The sequence below is a fragment of the Sinomonas sp. P47F7 genome, assembly GCF_049332655.1.
In the GTDB taxonomy this organism is placed as follows: Bacteria; Actinomycetota; Actinomycetes; order Actinomycetales; family Micrococcaceae; genus Sinomonas.
Window position 1 is genome coordinate 659,484 of the sequence record NZ_CP186327.1, and the last position, 19,035, is coordinate 678,518.

The window sequence follows — 19,035 nt, forward strand, 5'->3', positions numbered from 1 at the left end:
CCGGCCCGAGGGTGCGATGTGGCTTCGACGTCGAGGGGCAGCGCTCATGCCTTGAGGGCAGGAACGGGAGCCTCCGTGAACGACTGTAGGTTAGCCACACCTAACCCCGGCGCGATTCTGGCCTAATTGTGGCGCAAATCACTTCAATTACGCAATTTTATCGTTACGTAATTGGTCACCTGCCCGAGGCGCCCTCGGTCTCGTCCTCCGCGTCGGGCGCCCCGCCGGGTTCCGCGGGCGGCGCGGCCTCGGCGGCCACTGCCGCCGCCTCGAGCACCATCCAGGCCTGAAGGCGGCTCGAGAGCTGTGTCGCGGGTGACGCCGTCTCGCGCCGCCCAGCCGTCTCGCGCCGCCCACCCGTCTCGCGCCGCCCAGCCGTCTCGCGCCGCCCACCCGTCTCGGGTACAGATGCTTCCCTCGCCCAGACCTCCTCGGCGGTGGCGAGCACGAGCGCCTTCGCCGTCTGGCGGGCGTGGGCGGGGAGCTGAGGGCTGACCGCCGCGAGCGCGAGGTAACGGGCAAGGATCCCGCGGAACAGTCCGTGGTCGCCGCCGTCGCCGTCCGAGCGGAGCGCCCGGCTCCCTGAAGCGCCGCCGTCGCCGGCCCAAGTATCGCCGCCGGAAGCGCCGCCGTCGGAAGCCCCCGCCGTCGTGAGCCCCGCCGTCGTGAGCCCAGCCGCGATCGCCTCGATGAGCCGCCCCGCGCGCTCGAGGTTCGACGCCCCCGGCTCGGTCCCGGGATCGCCCCCGAGTTCGAGCAGGGCGCCGAGGATCGGGCCCTGGTTGTAAGTCCAGACGTCGTGGTTGACGGTCGTGGTGAGGTACCCGGACTTGTCGCGGCGGAGGTCGATCCCGTCGAGGAACAGTCCGCTCGAGGGGTCGAGCAGATTCTCGAAGAGCCAGTCGACGAGCGCCTGGGCGCGGCGCCGCGCGCGCGGATCGTCGGAGCGGGCGAAGCAGAGCGCGGCGGGACCGGTCGCGGCCGTGTTCTTGTACTGGCGTTTCGTGTTCCAGAACATGCCGCCGCCGAGGTCGAGCGTGTCCCCGGAAACGAGCCTCCGGCCAAGCACCTCGGCCGCGCGCGCCGCGGGCGGAAGTCCGGCTGAGCCGATCTCGCGCGAAAGGCGCTCGGCGCGGGAGGCGGCGAGGGCGAGCCACGCCATGTCGTCGAAGAACAGGTTCTCGAAGCGCCCGAAGTTCCGTAGCCGTATGGTCCGGATGACCCGCTGCGCGAGGGAGAGCCACCTGGGCGGCGCGCTGGGCGGCTCGCTCGCAAGGTGCCATTCGCGCCGCGCCGCGTCGACGAGGCAGTCCACGAACTGGGCCTGCCACCAGTAGTTCCACTCGCCCCACGGCGGCCGCGGCCGGGCGCCGGGGAGATCGATCCGTCCGATCCACGTTCCGGGCAATCCTGCGAGGCGATGTCCGTAGGTGCCGCCGACTTGCTCCGCAACGGTGGCTGCGCGCACAGCCCAAGGGTCGCTGCTCACGGGATTACGGTAGCGGCCAGGCGCGGGAATCTCACCAGCTTTCACGGGTCACCACCGACGGACGACGGCGTGTCCCCGCCGACGCGCCGTGCGTCGCGGTTCAAAGCTGGTGAAGATCCGACGGACGCCGTGGAGATCCGGCGGCCGCCGAGGCAATCGGGCGGTGACGCGCACGGCCGTGGTCGCTAAGATGGGCCTCAGTTAGCCGACATTAACTGGAGGGGCAATGGAGCTCAGTGGCGCGACGGCTTTGATCACCGGCGGCGCATCGGGGTTGGGCGCCGCAACGGCGCGGCGGCTGCACGAGGGAGGGGCCGCGATCGTCCTCGTGGACCTTCCCGGGGGCCGCAGCGAGGAGGCGGGGCGTCGCCTCGCCAAGGAACTCGCGGCGGCGGGCGCGCCCACGGTGTTCGCGCCCGCCGATGTGACGGACGAGGCTCAGGTGAGCGCCGCCGTCGACCGCGCGTCCCAGCTCGGGCCGCTCCGCGCCGTGGTCAACTGCGCCGGAATCGCCACCCCCGGCAAGGTCTTGGGCCGCGAAGGCGTGCTGCCGCTCGAGCAGTTCGAGCGCGTGATCCGGGTGAATCTCGTCGGCACATTCAACGTGATCCGCCTCGCCGCGGCGGCGATGGTCGAGACCGAGCCCGTGAGCACCGAGCTCGGCGGTCCGGAGCGCGGCGTGATCGTGAACACGGCCTCGGTTGCCGCGTTCGATGGGCAGATCGGCCAGCCCGCGTACTCGGCGTCGAAGGGCGCCGTGCATGCCATGACCCTACCGATCGCGCGCGAGCTCGCGCGCTCGCTGATCCGCGTCGTGACGATCGCTCCCGGCATTTTCGAGACGCCGATGATGGCCGGGCTCTCCCAGGAGGCCCAAGACTCGCTCGGCAAGCAGGTCCCGCACCCCGCCCGGCTCGGGCGCCCCGCCGAGTACGCGAACCTCGTGGCCCACATCGTGGACAACGCGATGCTCAACGGCGAGACGATCCGCCTCGACGGTGCCATCCGAATGGCACCCCGTTGACCGTGAGTGGGTCCGCCGGCCTCCCGTCCGCCGACTATTACGACGTCGAGGCGCTCCTCTACCCCCGCGAGCGCGCCAAGCTCGCCGAGCTGCGCGAGTTCCTCGCCGCCGAGGTCGCGCCTCACGCGCAGGGCTGGTGGGACCGCGAGGAGTTCCCGTTCGATCTCGTGCCGAAGCTCGGCGCGCTCGGCCTGTCCACGCCGCACCGGTCGCTCCCGCACCGCCCCGCGTACTCGCGCCTCTTCCAGGGCCTCGTGATCGCGGAGCTCACGCGCGCGGACACGTCGATCGCGACGTTCTTCATGGTCCACCACGATCTCTTCGTCGAGGGCCTGTGCGAGTTCGGCAGCCCCGAGCAGCGCGAGCGCTACCTCGCCGACGCCTCGGCCCTGCGCACTACGGGGGCCTTCGCGCTCACGGAGCCCGAGCATGGCTCCGACGTGGCGGGCGGGCTCTCGCTGACCGCGCGCCGAGAGGGCGACGGCGCCGACGCGGTCTGGGTGCTCGACGGCGCCAAACGCTGGATCGGCAACGGGACGTTCGCGGACCACGTGCTCGTGTGGGCCCGCGACACCTCCGCGGCGGATCCGCGGCAGGCCCTGCGCGGCTTCGTCGTCGCGGGCGATTCGCCGGGGCTCAAGCGGACCAGGATCGAGCACAAGATCGCGCTCCGGACGGTGCAGAACGCGGACCTGACGTTCAGCGGCGTGCGGGTCGCCGAGGCGGACAGGTTCCCCGGCATCTCGACGTTCGACGACGCCCGGACGATGCTCCTCGGCTCGCGCCTCCTCGTCGCGTGGCAGGCCGTGGGGCAGCAGCTCGCGGCCTTCGACGTCGCCCGCCAGTACGCCGTGGAGCGTGAGCAGTTCGGGCGGCCTATTGCCTCGTTCCAGCTCATCCAGGGGCAGTTGACGGAGATGCTCGGCAATGCGACGGCGTCGATGGCCATGCTCGCGCAGCTCGCGCGGCTCCAGGACGAGGGGGAGGCGAGCATGCCGCGCGTCGCCCTCGCCAAGGCGTGGGCGACGGCGCGGATGCGGGAGACGGTCGCGCTGGGCCGCGGGATCCTCGGCGGCAACGGGATCGTGACCGATTACCGCATGGCCAAGATCTTCGCCGACGCCGAGGCTGTCTACACGTACGAGGGCACGTTCGAGGTCAACACGCTCATCGCGGGCCGCGACATCACGGGGGTCTCGGCGATCCGGTAGGGCGGCCAACACCTCTGGCAACCGAAGCATTCATAACAAAAAACGCCAAATCTGTTGCTTCTCGTAATGATTGCGTCTAGCGTGAGACGCATCACAAAGCGAGAGGCCATGATCACATGCATGTCATCGACATCACTCCTTCTGCTGACGGAACGGCGATCGTTCTGCACGGGGGAGCGGGTGGACGCACTGCCGAGCTCACCCCCGGCGAGCACAGGGAGTATGCCGCGGGACTTGAGGTCGCGTACCGAGCGGGCCGGGCCGTCCTCGACGCGCAGGGGTCCGCGTTGGACGCCGTCTGCGCGGCGGTCGAGCAGCTCGAAGACTCGCCGCTCTTCAATGCTGGCCGTGGGGCCGCGCTGAACGCACAGGGCGAAGCCGAGCTCGATGCATCGATCATGGCCGGAACGGGCAGGGCGGGCGCCGTCGCGGCGGTCCGCCGGGCCAAGAACCCCGTCTTCGCAGCGCGACACGTCATGGAGAACACCCCGCATGTCCTGCTCGTGGCGCCGTCTTCCGAAGTGATGGCAGAGTGGGGCCTCCAGGTCGTCGACCCGGAGTACTTCATCACCGATGCGCGGAGGCGCCAACTCGAGACGGTGCTTGCCGGACGGCTCGAGCCGACCCGTCACGGAACCGTCGGCGCCGTGGCACGGGACGCAGCCGGGCACCTCGCCGCGGCCACTTCGACGGGCGGGATCGTGGGGCAGCACGAGGGCCGCATCGGAGACACCCCGATCATCGGGGCCGGCAACTACGCCCGCGATGGCATCGTCGCCGTCTCCTGCACGGGCATCGGAGAGGCGTTCATGGAGGGCGTCGTCTCCCACGAGATCTACGCCCGCCTGCGGTACGGCGGCGCATCCCTCGCCGAGGCTGTCCGCGGCACGATCGTCGACGAGCTCGACCCGCGCGCGGCCGACGGCGGCGTGATCGCCGTCGGCGCGGACGGCGGGATCGTCGTCGCCCACAATTCGACCTCGATGTTCGCCGCGTACGAGCGCGACGGCGCGATCGTCACGCTCACCTGAGGGCCCACCGTGATCAGGATCAAGAAGGAGATCTTCGACCGCATGGAGGAGCTGTCTCCTTCGGAGCGGAAAGTCGCGCGTGCTCTGCTCGCCGACTACCCGAGCAGCGGGCTCGGGAGCACGGGGCAGCTCGCGAGGTCCGCCGGGACGAGTGCACCCACCGTGCTCCGTCTCGTCGCGAGGCTTGGTCTCGGCAGCTATGCCGAGTTCCAGAAGCACCTGCGCGACGAGATCATGCACGACCTGAATGCCCCGGTGCACCGCGCGGAGGGCGAGGCGTCCCGGGAGGAACGCACCGACGTCGGCCGTTCCCTCGCCGAGCGTCGCGATCTCCTCGACCGGCTCGGCTCGACTGTGTCCGGCTCCGAGATCGAACGGGCCGCGCAGCTCCTGGCGAGCGAGCCCAAGGCGGTCCTCATCTCGGGTGGCTACTACTCGCGCTTCCTCGCAGAGATCCTTGCGCGGCAGCTCGACCAGATCATCCCCAACATCGATTTCCTCCCGGACCCTCTGGGCTACAACGTCGGCAAGTTCTACGGAGCGAAACGGAACACCGTCGTGGTGATCTTCGACTTGCGGCGCTATCAGCTCGAGGCTTCTCAGGTCGCAGCCCTGGCCAAGCGTGAGGGCGCTTCGCTCATCGTGATCACCGACGAGGAGCTTTCGCCCATCACCGACAAGGCCGACGTGGTGCTCGCGGTCCCCGTCGGCGGGATTCCGTTCGACTCTTTTGCACCCCTCATGGTCCTCGTCGAAGTGCTCGTGGAGGCCGTCCTTCGCGCGTCGGGCCAGAAGGGGATCGACCGCATGAAGCTCTGGGAGGACCGCTCCTACCTTGAGCGCACTCCGCATCCGCAAGCGGACGAGACCGCGTCCCCGTCGCAGGAGGCATCATGACCATCCCTCGCGTATCGCTACGTTCAGTCAACAAGCATTTCGGAGAGCTGCACGTCCTCCGCGACATCGACCTAACCGTCCTTCCCGGGGAAGTCATCGTGGTCGTCGGTCCCTCGGGCTCGGGGAAGTCCACGCTGTGCCGAACCATCAATCGCCTCGAGGCCATCGACTCGGGGGAGATCCGCATTGACGGCCAGGAAGTCCCGGCCGAGGGGAAGGATCTGGCCAAACTCCGTGCCGACGTCGGCATGGTCTTCCAATCATTCAATCTCTTTGCGCACCGGACGATCCTCGACAACCTCACCCTTGCTCCGACGAAGGTCCGGGGGATCGATCGGAAGCAGGCCGAGGAAGAGGCCATGCGGCTCCTGGAGCGCGTCGGCATCGCCAACAAGGCGCACAGCCGTCCCGCCGAGCTCTCCGGCGGGCAGCAGCAGAGGGCGGCCATCGCCCGGGCCCTCGCCATGCACCCCAAGGTCATGCTCTTCGACGAGCCCACGTCCGCCCTCGACCCGGAAATGGTCAACGAGGTACTCGGCGTGATGACCTCGCTCGCCGCCGAGGGCATGACCATGGTGGTCGTGACCCACGAGATGGGCTTCGCCCGCCGTGCCGCAGACCGCGTGGTCTTCATGGACCACGGCCAGATCGTCGAAGAAGGCGTACCCGAGGCCTTCTTCGATGCCCCACAGACGGACCGCGCGCGATCCTTCCTCGCGTCGGTCCTCACGCACTAGCCGCTCATCCCCCTGTTCACCACCCCTCTCTGAACCCCAACCCGAAAGGTGGCCATGTTCACCAACCCCATCACGCGCCGGTCGGTTCTCGCCGGTGCCGTCGTAACCGGAATTTCCGCCGCGCTGACCGCTTGCTCGACCGACTCCGTGACCCTTCCCGGTGCTTCGTCGACGTCAGGTGCGGCAAACGACTCGGTGTTCAAGAACGCACCCATTGCCGATGCGAGCCTCATCCTCTCGGGCTCGACAATGGACACCATCAAGAAGCGGGGGAAGCTCGTGGTCGCGACCGCGCTCGACGCCCCGCTCGTGTCACAGCAGGACCCCGCGAACCCCCAGAACGTCAACGGCTTCGATGCCGACCTCGCGAAGCTCCTCGCGATCTATATCCTCGGCAAGCCGACAGTCGAGTGGGTTCCCTCGGCCTCCGAGAGCCGTGAGGCGCTCCTCTCGAACGGCACGGTTGATGTGGTCTTCTCGACGTACACCATTACGACGAAGCGCGCCGAGCAGATCGCCTTCGCGGGCCCGTACTTCATGTCCGGACTCGCCGTCGCGGTCAAGTCGGACAACACGACGATCAAGGGGATTGACGACCTGGGCGGCAAGAACGTCATCGTCCAGACCGGCACGCCCTCGGTCGCCGAGGTCCCGCAGAAGCAGCCGACCGCCAAGCTCATGCCGTTCGCGACCACCCCTGAAGGCGTCCAGGCGCTCACGCAGGGCCGTGGCGACGCCTACGTCCAGGACTACGTCCTGCTCGCGAGCCAGTCGTCCAAGAACAAGGACATCAAGGTGGTCGGCGCCCCGTTCACCACCGAGCCGTACGGTATCGGCCTCAAGCACGGCGACGCCGCGTTCAAGACCTTTGTCAACAATTGGCTCACCACGATCGAGAAGCAGGGCCTCTGGGGCCAGGTCTGGAAGAACAGCCTCGGTTCGGTCGGCGACACGCCGATGCCCACCGCGCCGTCCATCGGTTCCGTCCCCGGATCCTGACCCGAATACGCCGACAGCGCCAGCGGAGTGACCAGATGAACGCATTCTTCGAAGACCTCGGATCCTTGGCCGACGGCCTCGCCATGACGCTGCTCATGCTGCTTGCGGCCGGAGTGGGATCGATCCTCGTGGGCGCCCTGGTGGCCGTGGCGCGGATCAGCCCGCTGCGCGTCCTGCGGGGAGCAGCCTTCGTCTACGTGCAGTTCTTCATCAACGTCCCTCTGCTGGCGCTGTTGATCCTCGCGGTGTTCGCGCTGCCCGCGGCGGGATTCATCCTGCCGATCGTGCCGACCGCAATCATCGTCCTGACCACGTACGAGTCGGCCTACGTCGCGGAGGCGGTCCGAAGCGGCGTCAACACCGTGCCCCAGGGGCAGATCGAGGCCGCGCGAGCGCTCGGACTCACCTTCGGCCAGTCGCTCCGCCTCGTGATCGTCCCCCAGGCGTTCCGCGCAGTGATCCAGCCGCTCGGCAACATCATGATCGCGCTCACCATGAACACCTCGCTCGCGGCCGTCGTCGGCGTCGTCGAGCTCACGGCCCACGTGAACAAGGTCAACCTGGTCTACGCGCAGCCGGTCCTGCTCTACACCACCGGAGGCCTCGTCTACATGGGCATCGCACTTATCATCGGCCTGCTTGCCGGCCGCCTCGAACGGAAGCTGGCGATCGTCCGATGAAGACCAGGAAGAACACCGCTCGCCCGGCCAACAGCATCGTCCGGATCTACGACGAGCCCGGTCCGAAGACCAGACGGAACATGAGGATCGGTTCGGCTGCCAGCCTCCTGGCCCTCGCCGTGCTCGTGATTGCCGGGACGGTGCAGTTCGCCGCCCATGGCCAGCTGGACCCGGCAAAATGGGCTCCATTTCTTTCGGGAGCCGTCTGGGCCTATCTCGGCGCTGGCCTGCTCGGCACCCTCCAGTCCGCCGCAGTTGTGGCCGTGCTGGGAGGGGTTCTTGGCCTGTTCCTCGCGTTCGGGAGGATGAGCCGGTCCACGCCGATCCGCTGGGTCAGCTCGCTCTACGTCGAGGTCGCGCGGACGGTGCCGGTCCTGCTGCTGATCTACCTCATGCTGTTCGGCCTTCCCCAGCTAGGCATCAACGCGCCCACGCTCTGGAAGATGGCGATCCCCCTCACGTTCACCACCTCCGCGGTGTTCGCTGAGATCCTCCGCGCAGGGATCACGAGCCTCCCCTCCGGGCAGATGGAGGCGGCTCTCAGCCTTGGCCTCAGCCGAGGGCAAGCCATGCGCTTCGTGATCCTGCCCCAGGCCGCGCGGAACGTCTCGCCGTCGCTCCTCACGCAATTCGTGAGCCTTCTGAAGGACACAACTCTCGGCTACATCGTCGCGTACACAGACCTGCTCTACCGTGGGCAGCTCCTCACGGCGTATCTCAACCAGCTGATTCCGACGTACATCGTCATCACGCTCGTGTACTTGGCGGTGAGCGGGAGCCTCACGGCGCTCGCCACGCATCTTCAGAACCGCCTCGAACGGAAGCCCGTTCCAGCCGTCGTCCCCGCCGTGCTCCCGGCGCTCGAGCATTCCGCGTCATAGCGGCCGGGAAGGTCACGTCCGCCACGAGCGGTTCTTGGCTGGGCCGCGACACCACGGGGGGTCTCGGCGATCCGCTGACGCGAGCCCCGTTGCGCCGTCACGTCCGCGGGGTGCGCACCCCGCGGACGTGACGGCGCAACGCGAGGCGACTCAGTCCGTGGACTCGGGCATCTTCTCCCCGGCCTCGATGGCGAGGTCGAGCGAGTTGTCCTTGACTGGCATGGGGCACGTCCCGTACGCCGTGAACGCGCTCGGATAGTTGATGGCCCGGTTGAAGTCGAGGACCACGCTGCCGTCGGGGCGGGGCTTGGTGGTCGTGACCTTGCGCCAGTCGTCCGTCGTGGAGCCGTTGGTCTCGTCGTGGAACGTGATGGTCAGGTCGCCGAGCTTGCCCTGCTCGGCCTGGAGCCGGTACTCATGGCCGTGACGGTGGAACACGACCTCGCCCGCCGTGCGGTGGACGCCCTCCACGAGCGGGTTCGCGGTCGAGATGGGCACGTCGCGCGGGGCGGGGTACGGCTCCCAGTGGGCCTCGATGACCCATTCGGGCGCGTAGTCGAACACGGGAACGCCGTGGAACTCCGTGAGCGTGGGGGACTGCGAATCGCGCGTGCGGATCGCGTACCGGCCGCCCCGCATCGCGAGCTCGACGACGATGCTCCCGTAGCGTACCCAGTTGAGCGACTCGTCCTCGGTCAGGTGAGCGCTGAACGTCCCGTCGACGGGATCGCCCTCCTCGTCGAACACGAGCCCCTCGTCCGCGTGGGCCGTGAGCACCGCGGCCTCGAGTCCCACAGATTCCGACGTGGACCACAGCCCAGGGACGAGCTCAACCGGCGACGGCGTGGGCTCGAGCCACTGGAACGAGGTCAGAGTCAGCCAGCCGTGATCCTCGGCCAGGGCAGCATTGCGGTTGTCACGGAAACGCTGCCAGCGGGCGAGCAGCTGGGCGTCCTTGTCGGCACCTTCGGCGATCGTCTCAGTCATGCACCCAAGCATGCCGTGACGGGCCGCGTATGCCCAGATCTTGTCGGGCGGCAACCGTGCCCGAGCGCCGAAAGGGCCGCGCCCAGCGGCGTACTACCAGCGGCGTACTAGGGTGGCGCAGAGAGTCCCGGCCCGCTTCCCGAGGAGGAACAGTGAGCGCGTCCCCCGTCCAGCCGCAGGAAGCAGCCGTCCGGAAGGTGCGGGGAGCGGTGCTCGAGCGCATCGGCGGGGAACGCCCCTATGCGACCAGCAGACCGATCGCCGTGCGCGAGCTCGACCTCGAGGCGCCTGGCCCGGGAGAGGTCCTCCTGAAGATCGAGGCCGCGGGGATCTGCCACTCCGATCTCTCGGTCGTCGACGGGACCCGGCCGCGTCCGGTGCCGATGCTCCTCGGGCACGAGGCGGCCGGCCGAGTCGTCGAGTGCGGGCCCGGCGTGGAAGGCCTCGAACTCGGCCAGCGGGTCGTCCTGACCTTCTTGCCCCGCTGTGGCGAATGCCGGGAGTGCCGGACCGAGGGGCGGCTGCCATGCTCCCGCGGATCCCAGAGCAACGCAGCGGGAACTCTTCTCAGCGGCGGCACGCGCCTTTCGTCTCACGGCACACCGGTGGCCCATCACCTCGGCGTCTCCGGGTTCGCAGCACACGCCGTCGTGGACCGCCGCTCGCTCGTCCCCGTAGGGAGCGACGTCCCGCCCGAGATCGCGGCGCTCCTCGGATGCGCTGTGCTCACCGGAGGCGGCGCGCTCCTCAACCCCGGCCACGCGACCCCGGAGGCGTCGGTCGCCGTCGTGGGCCTCGGGGGAGTCGGCATGGCAGGCCTGCTGACCGCTCTCGCGATCGGCTGCCGCCGCGTCGTCGCGGTCGACTCCGCGCCCCACAAGCTCGAGCTCGCGGCGGCGTGGGGCGCCCACGATTGCCTGGCGCCCGCCGAGGCCGAAGAACAGGGCGTCCAGGCCGACCTCGTCCTGGAGGCCGCGGGCCATCCGAGGGCCTTCGAGACCGCCTATCGCCTCGTCGGGGTCGGCGGGACGCTCGTCACGGTGGGGCTGCCCGCCCCCGGCGCCACGTCCCAGATCGAGCCGCTCGCGCTGACGGCGGGTGCACGTGCCGTGGTCGGGAGCTACCTCGGTTCCGCCGTTCCCGAACGGGACATCCCCGTCTTCGAGTCGATGTGGCGCGAGGGTCGTCTTCCCCTCGAGCGGCTCGTCTCGGGCCGGATCGGCCTCGACCAGGTGAACGAGGGAATGGACGCCCTCGCGGACGGCACGGCCCTGCGTCAGGTGATCCTCTTCTAGGGCCCGGCGCCCGCGGGCCCCGCGCGACGCCCAGCGGGCAGCCGGCTACGCGTGGCGCGTCTCGAGGACCGCGGCCACGCCGAACGCCCCGAGCACCGTGCCCGTCACGCGGTCGATCCACGTGCGGAACTTCGGCCCCTCAAGCCAATTCCGGAAGAAGTGAGCGGCCGCGACGATCGCGATGAACCACACGACCGCCTCGACGTTGCTCACCACGGTCAGCATGAGCCCCATCCACACGGGCGGGACGCCGGGCACGAGGAACTGCGGGATCACGGCGATGCAGAACATGCCGTACTTCGGGTTGAGCAGGTTCGAGAAGAGGCCCTTCACCCACGTGCGGCCCAGCGGCTCATAGCTCAGGTGCGGAAGCCCGCGGACTGGTTGGCCGCCGTCGTCCGTTCCGGCGCCCTTGCGGAAGGAGGCGCGCCAGAGGCTCACGCCGAGCCACACCATGTAGGCCGCGCCGGCGAAGCGGACCACGTCGTAGGCGACGGTCGAGACAGTCAGGAGGGCCGAGACGCCCGTCGCCGCGGCCGCGCCCCACACGAACGCGCCCGAGATCATGCCGAGCGCCGCCGCGTACGCGTGCCGCCGGCCCTGGCTCAGGGTGTAGCGGAGCACGAGCGCCGTATCGGTGCCCGGGATGATCGTGATGAGGGCGGCGAGCGCGGCGAAGCCGAGCAGTGAATCCTGGAGCGTCACCTTTCAACGGTACCGTGGCGCTATGCCGAGTTTCCGCGCCGTCCTGCAGATCACGGGGCTCCGTCCGGGCCAGCCGCCCGAGCGGGTCCTTCAAGCGGCGGAGGAGGCTCTCGCGTCGCGGCACCTCATCGAGGCGACCCGGCTCGACGTGGTGCGCGGGATCCCCGAGATCACCCTGCGCTTTCTGGTCGAGGCCGCGTCCGACGACGACGAAGCCGCCGCCGCGCGCGAATCGGCGCTCGCGATGCACGACGCCGTCGAGGGCGTCGCGACGACCGGCACCCTGCGCGTCCTCCGGCAGCGCCGCGGACGCTGGGTCCCGATCGGGTTCTAGCGGCCCGCCTGGCCCGCGAGCAGCGCGAGGAGCTCGCGCTCGTCGGCATCGGTCAGGCCAGCACCGCTGTGGCCGCCGTCGCCCTGCGCTTCGAGCCATCTCAGGCTGTCCCGGAGGGTCTGAGGAAGCGGGCGGAACGAGAGGCCGGCGGCGCGGGCACGCTCCGTCGAGGGCGTGCGCGAGCCGTACATCGAGTGGTCAGCGAACCAGAGGGGCATAGAGCGGGGTCCCGCCCACTCGCCCACGCCGCGCGCGAGCAGCCAGTCCTCAGGTGCCGCCACCGGCGCCGCGTCGCTCGCCGCGGCCTGCCGGGCTGACTCGAGGTGATCGGGGAACGGCGCCGACGGGCCCGCGGCGTTGAAGATGCCGCTCGTCTGGCGTTCCGCGCATCCCACGATCCAGCCGGCCAGATCGCGGACGTCGATCACGGCCGCGGGAAGCTCGGGCGCGTCCGGAACGAGGACCTCCCCCGGCCGTGCCGGGTGGGCGAAGCGCCACGGCCAATAGTCGGTGCGGCCGGTCGGGTCTCCCGGGCCGGCGATCAGGCCGGGCCGGACGATGCACGAGCGTTCCGGCCCGAATCCTGCCAGGACGGCGTCCTCGCACGCGACCTTGGCTGGTCCGTACTCCTCGGGCCCGCTCATGGTGTCTGCCTCGAGCGGCGGCACCCGTTCGGCGGATTCGTCGGCGCCGGGGGACGCGTGCGGCGCGTACACGCTCACGGTGGAGACGAACAGATAGCGGCTGGCCACCGGCGCCAGGTCGCGGACCGCGCGCCGCACGTGTCCCGGCTCGCGCGCGACGTCGATCACGGCATCCCAGCGTTCTGCCGCGAGGGGCAGGAGCGCCGCGTCGTCGTCACGGTTTGCCCGGAAGGAAGCTGCGCCGCTGGGCACGCGGCTCCTGCGGGCCACGCAGGTCACGTGGTGACCGTCGCCGACGGCCCTCGCGGCAATCTCGCGGCCGAGCCATCCAGTCCCGCCCAACACCAGTAGCTTCACACGAGCAGGCTGCCAGTCCCGCCGCGCTCCGCCAACCCCTTTCCGCTGCGGGCGGAGGCTTGGCCGGTCATGGGCGCTCGCCAACTTCACTGTCGGGATCATCGCTGCGATCGTTGCCGCTGCCGTCGCATTTCAAGGAGCCCGTCGCCGACCGAAAAAAAGACCCGCCCTCACGTGGAGGAGCGGGTTGGTGTAGCAACAGTAACACAGGTGCCTTCTGGCGGTCACCAACTGGAGGGTCTGGAGATTCCCGCAACTGGGTTCGGCAGTTGGCATAGCTTCAGGTCTTGAGGATCGAGGCGTCGCCACCAATGCCGACCGACCCCGTCATGTGGATGACCCTTGAGGGCGCCGGCAAGCGGCTTCGTCCCTGGGTTGATGACGCCAACTGGCACATGGTTTCGGGCGATGCGGATCGGGAGTGCGAGATCTGAGTCATTCGAGATGATGATCGCTGCGTCAACCTGCTTCTGCAGCACGTCAGCAAGTAGGTGCGTAGCGACATTCACGTCGGACCCTTTTTCTTCGCGTTTTCGCACTGTCGCGAACATCGCGCCGTCACCATTGCGTCGGATCCTGAGGCCAGTAGACCAGTGGTGCCTGTTTTGGGCGTCCAGGAGTGTGGTCGGCGCCTTGGTCCCGGCGGCTTCAACCGTCATCACTGATTCTTTGGCCCAGGATGTGTAGTAGCCCTCCTCGATCACATCAACTGACCCTTGCTCTTTAAGCGCGCGCAAGTAGAAATCCTGCCGCTGCGTCTGACCTGGGTCGGCGGGGTCGTTTAGGCGCGCAGTGCAGTAGACGACTCGATGAACCTCCGCGCCTTGCCAGACCGCGTACCGAGATGCGAGAGCGCGCAGGTCAATCCATTTCCACCCCTGCGCATTGCCGAAGTGAGCAAGGCCCCCGTAATAGAGGTTGAATCCGTCGATGTAAATCCCGACCTGCATGGTCGCCACCCTAGCGCGCGGCCCGGACACTTAATCGCTGTCGCCAAGAGCCCACGCGCGGCCTGCCACCCTCCGCGTCATGGCCGTCACCGCCATCGTGGTCAAGACGAACGACGGCGCGTTCCGGTGCTCCCTCATGGGGCGGGCAAGGCAGTGTTGCCCCTTAGCCGGAGGTGCGCGCGTGAGTCGGGCGGGTGAGGCGGAGGGTCGTCTGGCGCGCTAGGCCGCGGCCGCGACGAACACGTCCTCGAGGTCCCGCGTGAACAGCACGAACTCCACGAGCTCCACGGCCTTGGTCTCGGCGGCGTGCATGGCATCGATGGCCGTGCGGGCCACGACGCGCGGGTCCCAGCCGAAAACGCCTGCGGAGATCGCGGGGAACGCGACGGATCGCGCCCCGAGGCGGTCGGCCACCGCGAGGCTCTCCGCGAACGCCGATCGGAGCAGGTCCTGGCTGCGCTCTCCCGCGTGCCAGTTGGGGCCCACGGTGTGGATGACCCACCGGGCGGGCAGCCGGAAGCCCGGGGTCGCGACGGCCTGCCCCACGGCGAGCCCGTCTCGGTAGTCGCCGCGCCGCAGCTCTTCGCAGGCGGCGAGCAGTTCGGGCCCGGCGGCCCGGTGGATGGCGCCGTCCACACCGCCGCCGCCCAGGAGCGAGCTGTTGGCGGCGTTGACGATCGCGTCGACGTGGCGGGTGGTGATGTCACCCGTGACGATGTCGATCTTCATGGGACCAGTGTGGCTCACAAGGGGGAGCCAGCCAATGGCCTCGCCAACGGCTTCGCTGAGAGTCATGACACGAAGTTGATGGCATTGACAGAAATTGTCAATAGTTCGACAAGCTCAGCTGCTTGGCGCGTCCTGCAACTCGAGGCTGCTCCGGAACTCGGTCTCGCGGCCGCTGATCGGGTCACGGAACCGGATCGCCCGCGCGAGGAGTTGGAGCGGACGCGCGTAGTCGTCCGGCGCCTTGTCGAGGAGCACGGGATAGAACGGGTCGTTGAGGATCCCGGCGCCGAGCCCGGCCATGTGGACGCGTAGCTGATGGGTCTTGCCCGTGTGCGGCTCCAAGCGAAACAGGGCCTTGAACGCGGGGTGACCATCGGCGCCGTCGTCCGTTGCCGCGGCCCGCACGAGCTCGACGCGCGTCTCGGCGTTCGGCGCGCCCTCGATCACCTCGGCGAGCAGATAGTCGCGGGACTTGACCATGCGGTTCCGCACCGTGACGGGCGAGCCGAAACGCTCGGGATCGCGGACGAGCGAGACGCACTCGTACTCCTTCCGCACCTTCCGCCGCTCGAACAGCACCTGGTACTTTCCGCGGGTCTCCGGGTCGACGGCGAAGAGCAGAACGCCCGCCGTCATGCGGTCCAGGCGGTGGATCGGCACGAGGTCGGGGAGGTCGAGCTCGTTGCGGAGCCGCACGAGCGCCGACTCCTGGATGTACGTGCCGCCGGGAGTCGTGGGGAGGAAATGCGGCTTGTCCACCACGACCACGTGCTCGTCGCGGTGCAGGACGCGCAGCTCGACGGGGAGCCGCTCCTCGGCCGGGAGCGTCCGGTAATACCAGATGAACGTGTGCTCCGCGAGCGGGGTGACCCGGTCCAGCGGCGAGCCGTCCGCCGCGACGATCTCGCCGTCGTCGAACCTTTGAAGGATCCCCTCGGGATCGATGTGCCCCCAACGGTGCAGCATGTAGTCGAGCGCGGTCACCCATGGCCCCTCCTCGGGAAGGCGCAGGCGCGTCGCGTTGACGCCGTCGCGCACGGGGAGGGGGGATTTCATCACTTGTTAAGGGTAAGGGTGGGTGGGTGAGAAGGAGGGTGGGTGGGTGAGAAAGGGTTAGGGCGCGCAGCCAGCATGCGGACATGCGAAGCGTCCGCGGCTCAGGCTCGGGTAGTGTCTGGCGCTGAGTAAGTCTCCCAGGCTCAGAGTATCCGGCGTCGCGTACGAGCCCCGATCCGTCTGGAGTGCCCGCATGCCCCCGTTTTCCCCGACCGACCACGGCGACCTCGCCGCGGCCCCCAACGGCCCGGCGGCCGAACTCCGCGCGGACGTCCGCCGGGTCTCCACTCTGCTCGGCGAATCGCTCGTGCGCCAGCACGGGCCCGAGCTCCTTCGCCTCGTCGAGGAGGTGCGCCTCCTCACCAAGGAGTCCAAGGAGGCGGCCCGCGGCGGCGCGGGCGCGCTGGGCCCGTGGAACGCGGCCGACGTCGCCGCCCAGGTCCGCGAGCTCCTCGCCTCCCTGCCGCTCGACGAGGCGACCGAGCTCGTGCGCGCCTTCGCGTTCTACTTCCACCTTGCGAACGCCGCCGAGCAGCTGCACCGCGTGCGCGAGCTCGGGCAGCGTCCCGAGGACGAGGGCTGGCTCGCCGCGGCCGTGCGCGACATCGCCGAGCAGGCCGGGCCGGGCGTGCTGCAGGACGTCGCCGACGCGCTCGACGTGCGGCCCGTGTTCACGGCTCACCCCACGGAGGCATCGCGCCGCTCCGTGCTCGACAAGCTCCACGCGATCTCGAACATCCTTTCCGTCCCGTCCGCGGACGGCACGACGCTGCGCCGGCGCCAGGACCGCCACCTCGCCGAGATCATCGACCAGATGTGGCAGACGGACGAGCTCCGGCAGGTGCGCCCGAGCCCCGTGGACGAGGCCCGGAACGCGGTCTACTACCTCGGGCAGATCCTCGCGGGGCCGCTCCCCGAGGTGCTCGACGAGCTCGCGGGCCTGCTCGCCGAGCACGGCGTGAAGCTGCCCGCGAGCACGTCGCCGCTGCGCTTCGGCTCGTGGATCGGCGGCGACCGCGACGGGAACCCCAACGTCACGCCCGAGGTCACGCGCGAGATCCTCGGCCTCCAGGGCCAGCAGGCCGTGCGGATTGCGGTGCAGCTCGTCGACGAGCTCATCAGCATGCTCTCGAACTCGACCGCGCTCGCGGGCGTCGAGCAGGAGCTCCTCGACTCGATCGGGACCGACCTCGCGAAGCTGCCCGGCCTCGACAAGCGCGTCCTCGAGCTCAACGCGCAGGAGCCGTACCGGCTCAAGCTCACGTGCATCAAGGCGAAGCTGCTCAACACGGGCCGCCGCATCGCCGCGGGCACGGCCCACGAGCCGGGCCGCGACTACGCCGCGACCTCGCAGCTTGCCGAGGACCTCGCCGTGCTCGAGCGCTCCCTCCGCGAGCACGCGGCCCAGCTGGCGGCCGACGGCGTGCTGGCCACCGCGCGCCGCGTCGTCGCCTCGTTCGGGCTGCACCTCGCGACGGTCGACATCCGCGAGCACGCCGACTACCACCACGAGGCCGTCGGCCTCCTGCTCGACCCGCTCGGCGAGCTCTCCCGCCCGTACCTCGAGCTGCCGCGTGCCGAGCGCCGCCGCGTGCTCGCCCTCGAGCTCGGGAGCCGCCGCCCGCTCTCGGGCCACCCGGTCGAGCTGCCGGGCCACGCGGCGCGCGTGTACGAGACGATGCGCGTGATCCGCCAGGCCCGCCGCGTGTACGGGCCGGACGTCATCGAGACGTACATCGTGTCCATGACCCGCGGCGCGGACGACGTCCTCGCCCCCGCGCTCCTGGCCCGGGAGGCCGGCCTCGTGAGGCTGTACGGGGAGGCGCCGTACGCGCATATCGGCTTCGCGCCGCTCCTCGAGACGGTCGAGGAGCTCCGCGCCTCGGCCGAGATCATCGATCAGCTGCTCTCCGAGCCCGCGTACCGCGAGATCGTGCGGCTGCGCGGCGACGTCCAGGAAGTCATGCTCGGCTACTCCGACTCGAACAAGGAGTCCGGCGTCCTCACGAGCCAGTGGGAGATCCACAAGACGCAGCGCAAGCTCCGCGACGTGGCCGCGCGGCACGGCGTGCGGCTCCGCCTGTTCCACGGGCGCGGCGGCTCGGTGGGCCGCGGCGGCGGCCCGACGTATGAGGCGATCATGGCGCAGCCGAACGGCGTGCTCGAGGGCGAGATCAAGTTCACCGAGCAGGGCGAGGTCATCAGCGACAAGTACTCGCTGCCAGAGCTCGCGCGGGAGAACCTCGAACTCTCCCTCGCCGCCGTCATGCGCGGCACCGCGCTGCACCGCGCGCCCCGCACCACGGACGATGAGCGCGAGCGCTACGCCGAGCTCATGGACCTCATCTCCGACGCCGCGTTCGCGCGGTACCGGAAACTCATCGACGATCCAGACCTGCCCGCGTACTTCGTGGCCTCGACCCCGGTCGAGCAGCTCGGCCAGCTCAACATCGGCTCGCGCCCGTCCAAGCGGCCCGACTCCGGCGCGGGCCTCGAGGGCCTGCGCGCAATCCCGTGGGTGTTCGGCTGGACCCAGTCGCGGCAGATCATCCCGGGCTGGTTCGGCGTGGGCTCGGGCCTGCGGGCCGCGCGCGAGGCCGGGAAGGACGCGGAGCTGCGCGAGCTGCAGGAGCGGTGGCCGTTCTTCCGCTCGGTCATCTCCAACGTCGAGATGACGATCGCCAAGACGGACCTCGACATCGCCTCGCATTACGTCTCGAGCCTCGTGCCGGCCGAGCTGCACCGCATCTTCGAGACGATCCGCGCCGAGTACGAGCTCACGGTCATCGAGATCCAGCGGCTCACGGGGGAGTCCGAGCTCCTCGACGCCTCCCCGACGCTCAAGCGCACGCTCGAGATCCGAGACCAGTACCTCGACCCGATCAGCTACCTCCAGGTCGAGCTCCTGCGTCGCATCCGCGAGGCGAGCATCACGGGCGCCGAGGTCGACGAGCGCCTCCAGCGCGCGCTGCTCATCACGATCAACGGCGTCGCGGCGGGCCTCCGCAACACGGGCTGACCTTGGCCGT

At 69.6% G+C, this 19,035-nt stretch carries 18 protein-coding genes; 11 read left to right on the top strand and 7 right to left on the bottom strand.

What is annotated here, in order from left to right; all coding sequences use genetic code 11:
* Positions 1 to 175: 175 nt before the first annotated feature.
* Positions 176 to 1,489, bottom strand: coding sequence for a glycoside hydrolase family 76 protein (locus ACOKR1_RS03260; protein WP_422935336.1), 1,314 nt, complete (start codon positions 1,487 to 1,489; stop codon positions 176 to 178).
* A 226-nt stretch (positions 1,490 to 1,715) separates the two neighbouring features.
* Between ACOKR1_RS03260 and ACOKR1_RS03265 the strand changes: the two genes are divergently transcribed.
* The 8 genes from ACOKR1_RS03265 to ACOKR1_RS03300 all read left to right on the top strand — a co-directional run bounded on the left by ACOKR1_RS03265 (position 1,716) and on the right by ACOKR1_RS03300 (position 8,949).
* Complete coding sequence (locus ACOKR1_RS03265; protein ID WP_422935337.1) at positions 1,716 to 2,513, top strand: SDR family NAD(P)-dependent oxidoreductase; 798 nt, start codon at positions 1,716 to 1,718, stop codon at positions 2,511 to 2,513.
* A gap of 2 nt (positions 2,514 to 2,515) precedes the next feature.
* Positions 2,516 to 3,724, top strand: coding sequence for an acyl-CoA dehydrogenase family protein (locus ACOKR1_RS03270; protein WP_422935338.1), 1,209 nt, complete (start codon positions 2,516 to 2,518; stop codon positions 3,722 to 3,724).
* 116 nt (positions 3,725 to 3,840) lie between these two features.
* Positions 3,841 to 4,755 (top strand): isoaspartyl peptidase/L-asparaginase family protein, encoded by a 915-nt coding sequence (locus tag ACOKR1_RS03275; protein ID WP_422935339.1) that lies wholly within the window; start codon positions 3,841 to 3,843, stop codon positions 4,753 to 4,755.
* A 9-nt stretch (positions 4,756 to 4,764) separates the two neighbouring features.
* Positions 4,765 to 5,652, top strand: a complete 888-nt coding sequence (locus tag ACOKR1_RS03280) for a MurR/RpiR family transcriptional regulator (RefSeq protein ID WP_422935340.1) — start codon at positions 4,765 to 4,767, stop codon at positions 5,650 to 5,652.
* The gene (locus tag ACOKR1_RS03285; protein WP_422935341.1) at positions 5,649 to 6,389 is read left to right on the top strand and encodes an amino acid ABC transporter ATP-binding protein; all 741 of its coding nucleotides are present in this window, start codon (positions 5,649 to 5,651) and stop codon (positions 6,387 to 6,389) included. The genes ACOKR1_RS03280 and ACOKR1_RS03285 overlap by 4 nt, the downstream gene beginning before the upstream one ends.
* A gap of 54 nt (positions 6,390 to 6,443) precedes the next feature.
* On the top strand, positions 6,444 to 7,388 hold the full coding sequence (locus ACOKR1_RS03290) for a glutamate ABC transporter substrate-binding protein (RefSeq protein ID WP_422935342.1): 945 nt from the start codon (positions 6,444 to 6,446) through the stop codon (positions 7,386 to 7,388).
* 35 nt (positions 7,389 to 7,423) lie between these two features.
* Positions 7,424 to 8,068, top strand: a complete 645-nt coding sequence (locus ACOKR1_RS03295; protein WP_422935343.1) for an amino acid ABC transporter permease — start codon at positions 7,424 to 7,426, stop codon at positions 8,066 to 8,068.
* The gene (locus ACOKR1_RS03300) at positions 8,065 to 8,949 is read left to right on the top strand and encodes an amino acid ABC transporter permease (protein ID WP_422935344.1); all 885 of its coding nucleotides are present in this window, start codon (positions 8,065 to 8,067) and stop codon (positions 8,947 to 8,949) included. Before ACOKR1_RS03295 ends, ACOKR1_RS03300 begins: the two co-directional genes overlap by 4 nt.
* A 150-nt stretch (positions 8,950 to 9,099) precedes the next feature.
* Here ACOKR1_RS03300 and ACOKR1_RS03305 read toward each other — a convergent pair whose 3' ends face one another.
* Positions 9,100 to 9,936 carry a DUF1684 domain-containing protein gene (locus ACOKR1_RS03305; RefSeq protein ID WP_422935345.1) on the bottom strand — a complete coding sequence of 279 codons (837 nt, stop codon included), beginning with the start codon at positions 9,934 to 9,936 and terminating at the stop codon, positions 9,100 to 9,102.
* A 152-nt stretch (positions 9,937 to 10,088) separates the two neighbouring features.
* Here ACOKR1_RS03305 and ACOKR1_RS03310 point away from each other — a divergent pair, with 152 nt between their 5' ends.
* Positions 10,089 to 11,231 carry an alcohol dehydrogenase catalytic domain-containing protein gene (locus tag ACOKR1_RS03310; RefSeq protein ID WP_422935346.1) on the top strand — a complete coding sequence of 381 codons (1,143 nt, stop codon included), beginning with the start codon at positions 10,089 to 10,091 and terminating at the stop codon, positions 11,229 to 11,231.
* Positions 11,232 to 11,276: 45 nt separating this feature from the next.
* Here ACOKR1_RS03310 and ACOKR1_RS03315 read toward each other — a convergent pair whose 3' ends face one another.
* Positions 11,277 to 11,936, bottom strand: coding sequence for a LysE family translocator (locus ACOKR1_RS03315; RefSeq protein ID WP_422935347.1), 660 nt, complete (start codon positions 11,934 to 11,936; stop codon positions 11,277 to 11,279).
* Positions 11,937 to 11,958: 22 nt separating this feature from the next.
* Here ACOKR1_RS03315 and ACOKR1_RS03320 point away from each other — a divergent pair, with 22 nt between their 5' ends.
* A complete protein-coding gene (locus ACOKR1_RS03320; RefSeq protein WP_422935348.1) occupies positions 11,959 to 12,270 on the top strand; it encodes a hypothetical protein in 312 nt (103 codons plus the stop codon).
* On the opposite strand, the gene ACOKR1_RS03325 is transcribed toward ACOKR1_RS03320, so the two are convergent.
* From ACOKR1_RS03325 to ACOKR1_RS03340, 4 genes are all read right to left on the bottom strand, one after another.
* Positions 12,267 to 13,271 carry an NAD-dependent epimerase/dehydratase family protein gene (locus ACOKR1_RS03325; protein WP_422935349.1) on the bottom strand — a complete coding sequence of 335 codons (1,005 nt, stop codon included), beginning with the start codon at positions 13,269 to 13,271 and terminating at the stop codon, positions 12,267 to 12,269. The genes ACOKR1_RS03320 and ACOKR1_RS03325 overlap by 4 nt on opposite strands.
* A 224-nt stretch (positions 13,272 to 13,495) precedes the next feature.
* Positions 13,496 to 14,221 (bottom strand): NYN domain-containing protein, encoded by a 726-nt coding sequence (locus ACOKR1_RS03330; RefSeq protein WP_422935350.1) that lies wholly within the window; start codon positions 14,219 to 14,221, stop codon positions 13,496 to 13,498.
* Positions 14,222 to 14,440: 219 nt separating this feature from the next.
* Entirely contained in the window at positions 14,441 to 14,950 is a 510-nt protein-coding gene (locus tag ACOKR1_RS03335; RefSeq protein ID WP_422936541.1) for an O-acetyl-ADP-ribose deacetylase, read from the bottom strand.
* A gap of 114 nt (positions 14,951 to 15,064) precedes the next feature.
* The gene (locus ACOKR1_RS03340) at positions 15,065 to 16,006 is read right to left on the bottom strand and encodes a pseudouridine synthase (RefSeq protein WP_422936542.1); all 942 of its coding nucleotides are present in this window, start codon (positions 16,004 to 16,006) and stop codon (positions 15,065 to 15,067) included.
* 193 nt (positions 16,007 to 16,199) lie between these two features.
* On the opposite strand from ACOKR1_RS03340, the gene ppc reads away from it, so the two are divergent.
* Positions 16,200 to 19,025 carry a phosphoenolpyruvate carboxylase gene (ppc, locus tag ACOKR1_RS03345; protein ID WP_422935351.1) on the top strand — a complete coding sequence of 942 codons (2,826 nt, stop codon included), beginning with the start codon at positions 16,200 to 16,202 and terminating at the stop codon, positions 19,023 to 19,025.
* Positions 19,026 to 19,035 lie beyond the last annotated feature (10 nt).